The sequence below is a fragment of the Bacillus sp. FG16 genome (genome assembly GCF_057809515.1).
Genome location: NZ_JBMDKC010000063.1, coordinates 22,798 through 33,988, shown reverse-complemented (window position 1 = coordinate 33,988; position 11,191 = coordinate 22,798). Strand labels below are relative to the sequence as shown.

22 protein-coding genes are annotated in these 11,191 nt (G+C 34.9%); 2 read left to right on the top strand and 20 right to left on the bottom strand.

Features of this window, described 5'->3' with window-relative positions; genetic code table 11:
* Nucleotides 1-88 precede the first annotated feature (88 nt).
* Nucleotides 89-841, top strand: coding sequence for a zinc-dependent metalloprotease (locus ACODS7_RS21040; protein ID WP_098425424.1), 753 nt, complete (start codon nucleotides 89-91; stop codon nucleotides 839-841).
* A gap of 258 nt (nucleotides 842-1,099) precedes the next feature.
* Here the strand turns inward: ACODS7_RS21040 and ACODS7_RS21035 are convergent, their stop codons facing one another.
* The 18 genes from ACODS7_RS21035 to ACODS7_RS20950 all read right to left on the bottom strand — a co-directional run bounded on the left by ACODS7_RS21035 (nucleotide 1,100) and on the right by ACODS7_RS20950 (nucleotide 8,629).
* Nucleotides 1,100-1,345, bottom strand: coding sequence for a hypothetical protein (locus tag ACODS7_RS21035; protein WP_144517497.1), 246 nt, complete (start codon nucleotides 1,343-1,345; stop codon nucleotides 1,100-1,102).
* Nucleotides 1,346-1,554: 209 nt separating this feature from the next.
* On the bottom strand, nucleotides 1,555-2,097 hold the full coding sequence (locus ACODS7_RS21030) for a site-specific integrase (RefSeq protein ID WP_098290504.1): 543 nt from the start codon (nucleotides 2,095-2,097) through the stop codon (nucleotides 1,555-1,557).
* Nucleotides 2,094-2,579 carry an ArpU family phage packaging/lysis transcriptional regulator gene (locus ACODS7_RS21025; RefSeq protein WP_243168433.1) on the bottom strand — a complete coding sequence of 162 codons (486 nt, stop codon included), beginning with the start codon at nucleotides 2,577-2,579 and terminating at the stop codon, nucleotides 2,094-2,096. The genes ACODS7_RS21030 and ACODS7_RS21025 overlap by 4 nt, the downstream gene beginning before the upstream one ends.
* 25 nt (nucleotides 2,580-2,604) lie before the next feature.
* Entirely contained in the window at nucleotides 2,605-2,766 is a 162-nt protein-coding gene (locus ACODS7_RS21020; RefSeq protein WP_000645943.1) for a hypothetical protein, read from the bottom strand.
* 104 nt (nucleotides 2,767-2,870) lie between these two features.
* A complete protein-coding gene (locus ACODS7_RS21015; protein ID WP_243168434.1) occupies nucleotides 2,871-3,002 on the bottom strand; it encodes a DUF3983 domain-containing protein in 132 nt (43 codons plus the stop codon).
* 673 nt (nucleotides 3,003-3,675) lie between these two features.
* Nucleotides 3,676-4,074, bottom strand: a complete 399-nt coding sequence (locus ACODS7_RS21010; RefSeq protein ID WP_088071460.1) for a beta-sandwich lipoprotein — start codon at nucleotides 4,072-4,074, stop codon at nucleotides 3,676-3,678.
* Between the two features lie 37 nt (nucleotides 4,075-4,111).
* Nucleotides 4,112-4,297 (bottom strand): hypothetical protein, encoded by a 186-nt coding sequence (locus ACODS7_RS21005; protein ID WP_243168435.1) that lies wholly within the window; start codon nucleotides 4,295-4,297, stop codon nucleotides 4,112-4,114.
* 83 nt (nucleotides 4,298-4,380) lie between these two features.
* Nucleotides 4,381-4,617 (bottom strand): hypothetical protein, encoded by a 237-nt coding sequence (locus tag ACODS7_RS21000; protein ID WP_243168436.1) that lies wholly within the window; start codon nucleotides 4,615-4,617, stop codon nucleotides 4,381-4,383.
* Nucleotides 4,618-4,626: 9 nt separating this feature from the next.
* Nucleotides 4,627-4,731, bottom strand: a complete 105-nt coding sequence (locus ACODS7_RS20995; RefSeq protein WP_243168437.1) for a dUTP diphosphatase — start codon at nucleotides 4,729-4,731, stop codon at nucleotides 4,627-4,629.
* Nucleotides 4,732-4,852: 121 nt separating this feature from the next.
* Nucleotides 4,853-5,104 carry a helix-turn-helix domain containing protein gene (locus ACODS7_RS20990; RefSeq protein ID WP_243168438.1) on the bottom strand — a complete coding sequence of 84 codons (252 nt, stop codon included), beginning with the start codon at nucleotides 5,102-5,104 and terminating at the stop codon, nucleotides 4,853-4,855.
* Nucleotides 5,105-5,129: 25 nt separating this feature from the next.
* On the bottom strand, nucleotides 5,130-5,297 hold the full coding sequence (locus ACODS7_RS20985; protein WP_243168439.1) for a DUF3954 domain-containing protein: 168 nt from the start codon (nucleotides 5,295-5,297) through the stop codon (nucleotides 5,130-5,132).
* Nucleotides 5,298-5,314: 17 nt separating this feature from the next.
* On the bottom strand, nucleotides 5,315-5,674 hold the full coding sequence (locus tag ACODS7_RS20980; protein ID WP_243168440.1) for a cell division protein SepF: 360 nt from the start codon (nucleotides 5,672-5,674) through the stop codon (nucleotides 5,315-5,317).
* Between the two features lie 15 nt (nucleotides 5,675-5,689).
* The gene (locus ACODS7_RS20975) at nucleotides 5,690-6,649 is read right to left on the bottom strand and encodes a DnaD domain-containing protein (RefSeq protein ID WP_243168441.1); all 960 of its coding nucleotides are present in this window, start codon (nucleotides 6,647-6,649) and stop codon (nucleotides 5,690-5,692) included.
* A gap of 172 nt (nucleotides 6,650-6,821) precedes the next feature.
* Nucleotides 6,822-7,118 (bottom strand): hypothetical protein, encoded by a 297-nt coding sequence (locus tag ACODS7_RS20970; RefSeq protein ID WP_243168442.1) that lies wholly within the window; start codon nucleotides 7,116-7,118, stop codon nucleotides 6,822-6,824.
* A 15-nt stretch (nucleotides 7,119-7,133) separates the two neighbouring features.
* Nucleotides 7,134-7,931 (bottom strand): Rha family transcriptional regulator, encoded by a 798-nt coding sequence (locus ACODS7_RS20965; protein WP_243168443.1) that lies wholly within the window; start codon nucleotides 7,929-7,931, stop codon nucleotides 7,134-7,136.
* 37 nt (nucleotides 7,932-7,968) lie between these two features.
* On the bottom strand, nucleotides 7,969-8,124 hold the full coding sequence (locus tag ACODS7_RS20960; RefSeq protein ID WP_180232199.1) for a DUF6906 family protein: 156 nt from the start codon (nucleotides 8,122-8,124) through the stop codon (nucleotides 7,969-7,971).
* 15 nt (nucleotides 8,125-8,139) lie between these two features.
* Complete coding sequence (locus ACODS7_RS20955; RefSeq protein WP_023523419.1) at nucleotides 8,140-8,328, bottom strand: helix-turn-helix transcriptional regulator; 189 nt, start codon at nucleotides 8,326-8,328, stop codon at nucleotides 8,140-8,142.
* A 103-nt stretch (nucleotides 8,329-8,431) separates the two neighbouring features.
* A complete protein-coding gene (locus ACODS7_RS20950) occupies nucleotides 8,432-8,629 on the bottom strand; it encodes a helix-turn-helix domain-containing protein (protein ID WP_243168444.1) in 198 nt (65 codons plus the stop codon).
* A 174-nt stretch (nucleotides 8,630-8,803) separates the two neighbouring features.
* On the opposite strand from ACODS7_RS20950, the gene ACODS7_RS20945 reads away from it, so the two are divergent.
* Nucleotides 8,804-9,148 carry a helix-turn-helix domain-containing protein gene (locus ACODS7_RS20945; RefSeq protein ID WP_243168445.1) on the top strand — a complete coding sequence of 115 codons (345 nt, stop codon included), beginning with the start codon at nucleotides 8,804-8,806 and terminating at the stop codon, nucleotides 9,146-9,148.
* Nucleotides 9,149-9,158: 10 nt separating this feature from the next.
* On the opposite strand, the gene ACODS7_RS20940 is transcribed toward ACODS7_RS20945, so the two are convergent.
* The gene (locus ACODS7_RS20940; RefSeq protein ID WP_243168446.1) at nucleotides 9,159-9,296 is read right to left on the bottom strand and encodes a hypothetical protein; all 138 of its coding nucleotides are present in this window, start codon (nucleotides 9,294-9,296) and stop codon (nucleotides 9,159-9,161) included.
* Nucleotides 9,297-9,613: 317 nt separating this feature from the next.
* Nucleotides 9,614-10,834: an AimR family lysis-lysogeny pheromone receptor gene (locus tag ACODS7_RS20935; protein WP_243168447.1), complete on the bottom strand. Its 1,221-nt coding sequence runs from the start codon at nucleotides 10,832-10,834 to the stop codon at nucleotides 9,614-9,616.
* Nucleotides 10,835-11,191: the final 357 nt, after the last annotated feature.

The window sequence follows — 11,191 nt, the reverse complement described above, 5'->3', positions numbered from 1 at the left end:
CTAAATAAGGTGCTTGTCCTATCACCAATATAAATAAATCTCTATATAATGTTATTGAACAACATTATTTTATTAGGAGGACAAGCATTTGAAACTTAAACGAATGATTACAGCTTTAGCATGTAGTGCACTTTTACTGGTACCTTTTACTTCTATTTCTGCACATGCACAAGAAATGGATACGCATCAACACTCCATCTCTAGCAAACACCCCTTCATAGGGGACCCTTTACCAAAAGTGAGTCAGAAAGTAACCTCTTCACTTGGTAACTTTTCACTCTCGGACATCGAAAATTCCAATTCTCTATTTCATGCTTTAGCTCCCACTCGTACTGTTACAATTTTAATCGCAGCTGATGAAGAATATCGCGCTGCTCATCCTGATTGGAAAACAATTACTGCACAAATGGTAGAAAAAGCAGATAATAGTTTCTGGGCCGAACATAGTATTAATTTTGTTGTTACAGGCTATGCGAACTGGAAATCCGATGGCGCAAATAGTAGTGCACTTTTAGCGGATTTAAATGCCGAATGGAAAAACAATACACAATACGACTTCGTAATTGGTTTTACCAAAGATAGCAAATTTACAGCTGGCGGCATCGCTTATGTCTATCCTTCCGCACCTCAAAGTGGTATTAGTGTGGTGCTTGATCAAGGGACAACCTCTACTCCTTATGCAATTCAACACGAATGGTCTCACAATTACGGATTATCACATGATGCTTCTGGTAGTGGCATTAAGTGCATGATGAACTATGACTATGCCTATTCTGTGAATTATTGGGATGCTGCACACGACGCTTTAATTGAAAGCCACCGTAATTGGTATGGTTCTTAACTGTAGAAAACTAGCAAAGAGTGTACTGCATACTCTTTGCTACATAAAAACAAAAGAACATCCCTAAGGATGCTCTTTCTTTTCAACGGTAGCATTCAATCAGTACCATCTGCTGGTTTCGGATTTTATGTGCCGTCATTATGAACCGTTTAGAAATTTAGAAACAACATAGTGAGTTGTGTTTTTCCGCCACTTCTCACAATACAAATATAACACGAAAATCCCAAAATAACCGGCACATTTCCTGCCAAAAAGCGGTCACGACTCTGCCACTTTTTTCACTATTCTCATTTCAAATTTTTCAATTTGATTTGTAAGTTCTATTCTAATCCCTAATAACTCATGATCTTTCATCTTTTCCTTCTTTCTAATCAACCACTCTGGATAAGCCAAGTCCTCTAATATCATTCTATAATAATTTGGATTTATCCTTAATAAATCTGGATTTTCGCCTTGTAACATTTTATACTCAACCAATTCACACAGTAGCTCTTCGCATACCAATCCATCATCACCTCGTGTCCAATATATTTAATTAATATACAGAATTTTATCATTTTATGCTTGTCAATTACCCATATGTTTAATTGTGTGTCATTCACCAAAACGCTGCATCCCTTGTTATCACTGTTTTGATAAGAATTCCTTTTCTCAATTACACAGTACGAAATTTATGGGTAATTAGTAAAAATATAAAAAGAAAAAAGCAATGATTAGATTTTAAATCTGCTCATTGCTTTATCCATTGCATCTTGGTTTACACCTATATAGCGCAACGTGACCTTCTCTGACGAATGATTGAATATCTCCATAAGTAACGCTATGTTTTTCGTTTGCATGTACATATGATACCCATAGGTCTTTCTCAACGTATGTGTTCCTATTTCATCCAATCCAAACTCCGCAGCTGTACTTTTTAATATTTTATATGCCATACTACGACCAATCGGCCGATTTTTCCCTTTCCTACTCTTTAATAAATATTCTTCGACTTCTCTTCCTTCATTGAACCATTTCAGCTCTCTTTTTAAAGATGATGTAATTTGAATACGTTTTTGCTTCCCTGTCTTCATTTCACGCATTGAGATGTGACTTCCTTGTACATCTCCTACCTTCAGTTTTAGAATGTCACTTATGCGTAACCCTGTATTGATTCCCATTACAAACAGAATATAGTTACGCTCATTCTTTTCTTTTAAATATTCTTTGATTTGTTGTATTTGCTCTGGATCACGTATGGGCTGAACAAAATTCATGATTCATTCCCTCCAGTTTCTTCAGCCTCATAAACTTCTAATCTAAGAGCAAAAGCGAGTTTATAAAACGCTCTCGCTTTCACACGTCGATACGTACGTTCACTCATGCCAATTTCGTTATACACCATATAATCACACACATCTTCGTCTTCTAAATATCGTTTCACTATAATGTCTCTCTGGTTTTTTCCAGCTGTACTGTTTCCGAATCGACTTAATGCTTGTTCCAGTCGAAACGCCATTTTCTCTAACCATTCTTCACGTTTGCTTTGTTGAATATTAGAAATTGCTACATCTTCTAACGGTTTGCCAACTGCATGTGTAGGACCATACTCTCTCTTTTCATAAGAAGGAGTGACTTTCATTTCCTTACGCATCATTCCAAATTGCTTATATATACGTACACTTTCCAGAATACCCTCTACTTTCTCTTGTGTTGCTGCTCTATCGATTTTTGGTAAGAAAGATAATTGCTTCGTCATTCCAGACCACTCCTTTTATTTTTTATTACTTTTGTCTTAACGCTCCACGTCTACGCTCATAACAAGGTCTATGCATCCCCATTAAATCCTCAATTTCACGCGTGCTAAAATTCTCTTTTGTTTTTTTCTTTTTTGTTTGTTTAGTTTGTTTTTCCCATTCACGTAATTGATCTCTTAGTGCTTTCATTTTTCCATCCCCCTTACAAAATAAGAAAGAGGACACCATTTCTTAAAACAGCTTGATTGCTGTTCTAAAAATCGGTGTCCTCTAGTTTTCTAGCCGGACTATATTTATTTCATGATGCTAAGCTGTATAAAAAGATTTCTCCAAGCTTTATCTAGTCTTTCTTGCTCTTCTTTTTGTACAGCCTTTGTACGACGAGCGATTGCTTTTTTTAATTTCTTTTTCTTCATCTTATTCAAACCCTTCACTCCTTCTCTTTAAACACCCTTAATGTCCATTTTCGGGCGTTTTAACTAATTTGATACCATTACATTCAAAAATAATTAAAATGTGAATTGTACCTATACAATTTCACGAAATAAATCGAGCTGCATATCCCTTTCCCCTTCCTTCCAAACTAGCGTTTTCATAAAAAATTTTTCACCTTTTAATCAGACACGCATATATTATTGTGTAGGGCACTACAGTCCATACGTTCAAACCTTTTAGGCTAAAAGCACACTTATATGTGTGCTTTTTTTATTTACTTTCAAATAAAATTTTCATCTTAGTTCTCCCAAGGCGCTCTATTCATTTATTGTTAGTTTCGAAAAATACTTTTCACCTTTTAACTGGACAAGCATATGTTATTGTATGGAGAAACTCTCCACTCATAGAAATCTACCTTTCTTGTCCAAGAGCACAATATATATGTGCTCTTTTTTTATTTACTATAAAATGACTTTTTTCAGTATTTCTTTGTCACTCTACAAGAAAAAATACATACGATATATTACGCTGACAAATTGGACATTGTGAGCTATCATCTCATTGAAAGAGCATGCACTTTGTATGCTCTTTATTCATTGCAAAATAACGCTTTTGTTTAGTTTTACTCTTCAAAACTTGATCATACAAACTCATAAAAGTAGTTTATTTATTGCTTGTCTGCAACTTAATATCTGGAATAATTTCCTCTGGTCTAAACAGTACTTTGTAATGGTATGCATCTTCGTACTTAGCATCTGTTTGTTCAATGAAGTAACTTACATTATCACTTAATCCGAGGTAATGTTTCTTATATTTACCATCACCAGTCTTGCAAGTTACAGTTATCTTCTTCCCATCACTAGCGTCTAAAGCGCATAATCCCTCAATACTTAAAAGGTATTTATCAGTTATACCATTGAAGAACACTACTCTTCGTTGAACCTCAAATGAATCAGCTGATTTAGATAAATTTTGTGAAACTGTATCTGCTTCTGTACTACAACCTGCTAAACCCGTTATTGCCATAATAGACATTAAACCTGCAATTATTTTCTTTTTCATTTTCCGCTCCCCATTTCTGTACAAAATTCAAATTGTATTAGATTTCCTTCCCATCGTTCTTTATAACCTGCAGTTGCTCCATTTCCTTCCTTACCGATTCATCTAACATTCTTCTTTGTTTATCTACTTTCTTGGTTTCCTCAGCTCTAAAACCAAAGTACAGTAGTGCGCATGTAATAACAGCACCCGCCATATATCCTAAAAAACATCCTAACCAAAACATAAAATCACACCTTCCATTGCTCAGTACCCGTTATTCTGGCTTCGACGATTGACTTCATTTTGATTTAGATATTCTTTTTCAATTTATTCTTTGGTAAACTCTAACAATTTACCTAACAGCAAATATCTATAAACAAAGTCGTTATAGGATTCGTCCATATAATCTATACCTTTATGAACCTCAATCTCTAGCTCCAGCGCCTTACCTACCAATATTTTGTATTGTTTTATGATACGTTGTTTCAACTTATCATGAAGTTCTTCTGCTAGCTTGATTTCATTAGGCAACATCATAAGTACAGAGTGTTCTTTTAAATCCAATCCCGTTTCTCATACAAAATGAAGTCCGTCCACATCTTCCTCTAACAATGTTTCTTTCGGCTTAGCGTCCTCACTCCAATATTTACAACCTCGCCAATCAGTTGCACATTCCATAAACTCAACTCACATTGCTACCATCATTTTGTTTAATTTATCTTTCTCTTTGTTTGATTAATCCATTTCGTAATCTCATAAACACTGTTTTCTATTGCTTTCATTTTGATTTCCCCTCTCTTTAACAAATTCCCAATCCGATTGGGCGATTTTCAATCATATACTTATCAGCCTGATCTATTACAAGAAGCGCCACCTCTGACTGGTGCCTTCTTAATGCTTTTGCCATCTTTGGTAAACTCATCCCTTGACTCCACATTTCACGAAAACGTACTACATCTCTTTCATCCCAAATGAAATTAGCTTCTTCTAAAACGATGTATATTTTTAAACGTGACTCCTTCATCGCTTCATAATTTCTTGCTACACCCATATGTGAACCTACTTTCTAAAAATGATTATTTTATCTTTTTAGTAAATTTAGTATCCACGCGAGCCACTTTACCATTTATCCAAACCGCGATTTGTTCACCATATCCACTCTCTGGAGGATAAAACGCAATAACCTTGCCATCTTTAACTACATAAAGTTTGTTACTACTAACATCAATTTCTACTTTTTTCATATGTTCCTCTCCTTCGTTTACTGCAGATATTCAACAACATCAGGTTTAAAACCATTTTCTAAGTAAATCCTTATCCGTACGGTTTCTTTTTTATCCCTTGCTGCTTTACATAATTCTTCCGCTTCTTCCCACTGGAAGCGTTTGTCCATCGCACGTTGAAATCTCCAAATCCCCATTGCGTATTGTTCAAACGTCTCATAACGCTCATCCGGACTTGTTGTACGTGGTAATTCATCTGTACTTTTCGCATGGAGAGGAACCGATACACGTACATCTGCATAGTTCACTTTTCCGACTCCTCTTTTCACACTGGCTTTACTCGCATCAAATTGCATGAGCGTTGGCTCTACTTCGAACATATTTAATTGCCTTCTCACTCTTTTTCTCACCTCTTAGCTTTTGTATTGAGCAAGTACTTGTGCTAATCTTTTTCTCTCTTCTTCCGTATCCGCTGATGATGGCACTGCATCCCTTTCTTCTTGCTGATGTAACCAGTCTGGTACCGCTTCTTTCCGTGCATATCCTGAACCTGTTCGTTTTTTGCATTGCTGCAGTCTTCGGAATTCTGCTTGTGCTGCTTCCACATCTTTCACTGTTGTAAAGTTCTTACTGTGCCAATCTTTTAAAATTCCCTTTACATACGACCAACTCCGTTTATTGTTTTCTAATGTTATTTGCATCGCTTTTACTACTAGCTCTGTGTTCAAATCTTGCACCCACTGGTCAATTTCTTCTGCCATAAAAGGATTGATTACTCCGAAATTATCCATGTAGAAATGAATGGGATTATTTTCTACGACTACATGTTGCCCTTCTTTTTCTTCTTGTTGTTGTTCTTCTTGTTCTATTTCTTTTTCTTTTTCTTCTTCTTTTTCTTGCCCCCGCTTCGTACTACGGTACATATCACGCTTCGTCGACGTATCGTCATCGTCTCGAATAAATGCCTCTACGATGCTTTTTATTGCAGGTTGTTCAATCTGTTCACAAATGGGACGTAACAACGCTTTATTTTTCACTGTCTGTAATTCTTTTCTAATTAAATCTTCAATGGGCTTTCCGGCTTTTTTTAAATTGTATTTTCCCCAATTGAATATAACGATTTCTCTCGTTTGTTCATCGTACTGAATTAATTTATGATGATTCTCAAAACGTTGAATAAGTGCGTTTATACTTTCTGATGTATACCCTAACTCAAATGCCATTTGCTTTTTTGTAATTTGGTAGACACCAATTTGTTTTGTTTGTTGATTTGTTAGCAAATACAAGAAAAAATAGCGATCTTCTGGCGTAAAATCTTCTTGTACCTTTACATCATTCCAAAATGTTGTATGAATTTGTCTAAATAGAGCCATGTTACGAATTCCTCCCCTTCAAAAACTACAAGAGCTGTACCTTACTTTAATGAGTCTCATCAGCTGGTACCCTTTTTCACACATCCATGGTATACTAGAAGTACATTTTATTCTCTATTGGCTCCTGCTGATACAGGAGTCTTTTCATTTGAATTTGCTACACAAATAGTTTTTAACATTCTGCTAACGTTTCATAATGCACCCTCTCCACAACATCCACATTCACACCTACACTTCTCAACCGCCTTACAATCCCTTGCATACGTGCACGTTCCTCATCATGCTTTTCTTTCGCACGATATAGTGCTGCCAATTCCCTTCGGGCTAATCGTGCTTCTTTAATCCAGGTACAAAATAAATAGGAATCATTGTTATGAATGGCTTCGACTTGCTTTTTTTCACAATGCTGTAAGAATTCATCGAGTATTTGTTTCTTTTGCAAGTCTTTTGTGAGAACAGATTTGGTCATGTTGGTTTCTCCTTTCTACATCTCTGTAAACTTGATTTGCGAATTCACTACATTGATTGTTTCACTTAATACAATCGGCAATGTATACTCCTTAACAATCTGCGTTGCTAACTCTAAATGACAACGTTTGATGGCTTTATGACTCGTCACACCAAATTCACGGTATAACTGGTTATAAATATCCCGATACACTTTCCCTCTCAATCCTGCATGTTGATACGCATTAGATTGTTTACCACCTAATAAAGTAACGCCATGACGTTTTACTGCGTTTGAAATTTCATCGCATTCTACTGCGAATAATGGTGCGTTTTCTCGTAAGTCTTTGACATCTAATTTAATGTGTTGGAGTTCTTGCTTTTGTCCTTCTAATGCTTCAAAAGTAAGCTTTAAAATGCTCATAGGATCTGTAGGGATTTGTTGATGGTTCTGGATGTGGTTTTTCATGCGGTTAAACTCATTGATGTATTTCATTTTTATCAACATGGCTTTTTGCGTTGTATAACTCATGGTTACGAGCATAAACGCATCAAAGTTTACAATATATTTTTCTTGTATTCGATTGCGATTATCTCGATATTCAATGGGCTCAAATTTGAGCGTATTAAAATTAATACCTAGTTCATTCACTTCAACATTATTTTGTAGACTAGCTAACTTCGAAGTTGTTTCTGAAATGTCTCGTTTTACGTTTTTGTGTTCCTTACCAAACATTTCAGCAATTGTTAGACTGTCCGTTACTACCTCACCCTTGTTTTCAAATACCAGTTCATTATGTAACGGTTCTTCGTTTGTTCCTTTTAATCGGTTCATGTAAGTTCCTCCTCGAATCTAATGATGCTTATCCACCCTACGCACTTGGAATGACTCGTACCCGATTCGTATGACGATGAATCAAATGTAGTCGTCCATCCGCTTTCTTATAGATCAACCAATTTTCTGGATTTAACTTATACGAGTTAATATGTATCTTCTCTCGCTTCGTTGGTCGTTTACCGTTTTTCACTTGTTTCCTCTCCCTCTATTTCTCAAACAGCTCGTCCACTGTTGTTTTGAAGTATTTTGCTAGTTTTTGAGCTTCTTTTAGGGTGAAGTCACTTTTACCGTGTTCCTTAGCAAAATATGTTCTTGGTGCAATATGAATCAAATTTGCTGCTTTCTCTTGTGTCATGCGTTGCTCTTTTCTGGCGATGTATAGGTTTTTATGCATGGGTGTTACCTCCTTCAAAAGGATAAAGTTTGCATTTAGTAAACTGAATTACAAAAAAATAAGTGCTATAGTTTGCATTTCATTAATTCGCTAGAAGTAAGTTTTATTTTTTAAACAAATCATTAATTGGTACACCGAAAAATTCTGACATTAAAAATAAGACTTTTTTACCTGGTTGCCCTTTCCCACTTAGGTATAGGGATACTGTAGAAGGGGCTAGATTAATTGCACGTGCAAATTCAATTTGTCTCATTTCTTTATCCTTTAATAAATTTAATAATTTTTCATTATCTAACTTCATTTCAATACCACCTCTTTTTCTATTACAAATAAAATATTAGCACAAAGTTTTATTTCTGCAAACTTTTATTCGTAGAATTTTATAATTAATTTAAAAAGTTTGTAATTGACAAACTTTTATTTTAAAATAAAGTCACAGATACTTAATTAAATTAAAATAAAGGTGGATTTTAAAATGATTGGAGATAGAGTTAAAAAAATGAGAATTGCAAAAGGATGGAAACAAGATGAACTAGGGGAAAGAGTTGGCTTAAAGAAAGCCACAATTTCACTTATTGAAAATAACCGTAGGGGTAGAGGAGAGCGGTCTGTTTCCAAATTTGCAGAAGTTTTCGATTGCACATCAGACTATTTATTGGGATTCTCTGATGATCCCCGCCTAGATACTCACCAACATACAAAACTCAAAAAAGAATTTGATAGTTTGTATAAGCGATTAAAAGAAAAAACACCCCAAGAGCAAGAAATGTATCTTAGAATGATGCGTGCTGCTTTAGGTGAAGGGGAAATCCCCAAATAATTGTTATTAATCACTGACAATGACCTGAGGATTCGAAATAAATGTCTTTTTTTATTTGATCAATACTTTCTTTTACACTATCATCATTTGTTAATTCCCTTTTAATTAAAATTTCCCATAAGATTTTAATAAGGTTATCTTCACACATTTCCAAGGTTCCTCCTTTGACTTTAGTTCATATTTTATTTTTGTCTCATTATTTCTTTCTAAGAAAATAACGTTCCGTTCCTTAACGCACTGAAAGACACTACTTTGTAGTGTCTTTCAGAAAAACCTCTTATTTACTTACCGATTAACCCCCGCCTGGGATCCACCGCCCTATATTTTTTTAACTCCTTAGCGGACGTACCTGTATCTAATGAATTACTTTGCCCCGGGTCATAGGCATATTTAAACGATTCTGCTGAAGCGTGTTCACCTAGAGGGATTACAATACCTAAGAAAAGTATAATACTTAATATATATTTACTCAACCGCTGCCACCTCATCTTTCATTAATAAACGTTTTACGTATCCCGAATAGAATACATTGCCAGATAATTCAAAAAGTTCTAATGCTTTCTTCAAACCAATTATATCATTTGTAACTTTCGAATAGGAGTACAATTGAAATGAAGTAAAGCCTTCTTTGCGTATTTCTGCATATAGCTTCATCCCTACATTCCAATCACCGTATAGACATTCGTAATATGCTCTTTCACTCTTATGAATTGATTCTAAATCTATATCTTCCAGCCTGTAATTATTTTCAATATGCAAATGGGCTAGAGTACTAATGAATGCGATATATTTTTGAGCTTTTTGAGGAACATGTAATTTTTCGCATATTGAAATTGCTTTCTTTATAAATTTAGAAGCTTTTTCCAGTGATTCAAAGGTGAACGATTCTCCGAGACAACACCAGGCCGTAGCTTTAATCATCATAATATCTAGCTTACTTGATAGGATTTCCTTGCAAATTTTCCTGCAATTAATCAAGTCGTTTCTCATTAAGTAGATATAGGCAAGTCTTTCTTTAAACTTCATTTCCAAACACTCTTTAATATATGTTCTATCGATTTTACCTTTTCTCTTCTTCGATTCCAGGGAGACATGGTTCTGTGCATCATCCGTATTTTTTATTTTGTTCTCGCCTTCTTTTCCTATCTTATCAAGTTCCACTCTGACGATATCTGCAAACGGTACAATTGCATGGTAATTCTGCTTGTCATACATACCCTCCATTTTCAAGATATTTGATAGTACCTGACATTCAGGGTAAACGGAGATATTGTGTTTGTACAACTCATCTAATAATTTCTGCCCCCTCATCTCATTTTTATTTCTTTTATTTTGAATTTTATAAAGGGTTATGTACTTTTTTAACTCACTATTCCCCTCATGCTTAAAGATCAAATGTTCTAGTAATTCGTATTCGCCCATTACATGACAAAAGCACATCACTTTTTCCAAATTAAGATTTCCTGAAACATTTAAAATATAATCCTCTATGCATTGAACTTGTTCCTTTTCATCATCAAATAAATATTTTATAAGCCTTAAAAACACTTCAAATTTCATTTCAAAATTGCCTTTTACTGCTCTTTCAATCGTCGATTTACTAACACCAACAGCATCACCAATAGTTCTAAAACTCTCCCCTTTTATCTCTTTTCGTTTTAGAATTATTTCCTTAAGCTTTTCCAATACAAATCCTCCCTCCTTATAACATAAAATCCACCATCCTATTTTCTCAACCTCTAAACTGCACTACGAATGATGAATGTCTGTTACACTAAGGAGGAACTCGTATGATGCAAGTGTTTGTCCTAAGGTAGTAGGATGAACGGTGTGAGGGGCTTTGGTAGGAGCACCTCTTACATACGCTCTGCGAGTTTTTATGCTTTAATTTATTTTGTTTTTTAGGACTATTCTGTCTATTAATTTGATAGAAACCCATATGCTGTATCCAAAGCCAATTTTAGCACAAACACATATTCTATTCCATCCTCAAATATATTTCTCAATATAACTTCTAAGAAAAATATTGAAATTATTCGACTT

Excerpts from the sequence above, each read along its gene's own strand:
- ACODS7_RS21005 (WP_243168435.1), bottom strand. The coding sequence starts at position 4,297 with ATGTTTTGGTTAGGATGTTTTTTAGGATATATGGCGGGTGCTGTTATT.
- ACODS7_RS20965 (WP_243168443.1), bottom strand. The coding sequence starts at position 7,931 with ATGAACCGATTAAAAGGAACAAACGAAGAACCGTTACATAATGAACTG.
- ACODS7_RS21010 (WP_088071460.1), bottom strand. The coding sequence starts at position 4,074 with ATGAAAAAGAAAATAATTGCAGGTTTAATGTCTATTATGGCAATAACG.
- ACODS7_RS20950 (WP_243168444.1), bottom strand. The coding sequence starts at position 8,629 with ATGAAGTTAGATAATGAAAAATTATTAAATTTATTAAAGGATAAAGAA.
- ACODS7_RS20985 (WP_243168439.1), bottom strand. The coding sequence starts at position 5,297 with ATGAAAAAAGTAGAAATTGATGTTAGTAGTAACAAACTTTATGTAGTT.
- ACODS7_RS20940 (WP_243168446.1), bottom strand. The coding sequence starts at position 9,296 with ATGTGTGAAGATAACCTTATTAAAATCTTATGGGAAATTTTAATTAAA.
- ACODS7_RS20975 (WP_243168441.1), bottom strand. The coding sequence starts at position 6,649 with ATGGCTCTATTTAGACAAATTCATACAACATTTTGGAATGATGTAAAG.
- ACODS7_RS21020 (WP_000645943.1), bottom strand. The coding sequence starts at position 2,766 with ATGAAAGCACTAAGAGATCAATTACGTGAATGGGAAAAACAAACTAAA.
- ACODS7_RS20955 (WP_023523419.1), bottom strand. The coding sequence starts at position 8,328 with ATGCATAAAAACCTATACATCGCCAGAAAAGAGCAACGCATGACACAA.
- ACODS7_RS21025 (WP_243168433.1), bottom strand. The coding sequence starts at position 2,579 with ATGACGAAGCAATTATCTTTCTTACCAAAAATCGATAGAGCAGCAACA.
- ACODS7_RS20995 (WP_243168437.1), bottom strand. The coding sequence starts at position 4,731 with ATGGAATGTGCAACTGATTGGCGAGGTTGTAAATATTGGAGTGAGGAC.
- ACODS7_RS20945 (WP_243168445.1), top strand. The coding sequence starts at position 8,804 with ATGATTGGAGATAGAGTTAAAAAAATGAGAATTGCAAAAGGATGGAAA.
- ACODS7_RS20990 (WP_243168438.1), bottom strand. The coding sequence starts at position 5,104 with ATGGGTGTAGCAAGAAATTATGAAGCGATGAAGGAGTCACGTTTAAAA.
- ACODS7_RS21030 (WP_098290504.1), bottom strand. The coding sequence starts at position 2,097 with ATGAATTTTGTTCAGCCCATACGTGATCCAGAGCAAATACAACAAATC.
- ACODS7_RS20970 (WP_243168442.1), bottom strand. The coding sequence starts at position 7,118 with ATGACCAAATCTGTTCTCACAAAAGACTTGCAAAAGAAACAAATACTC.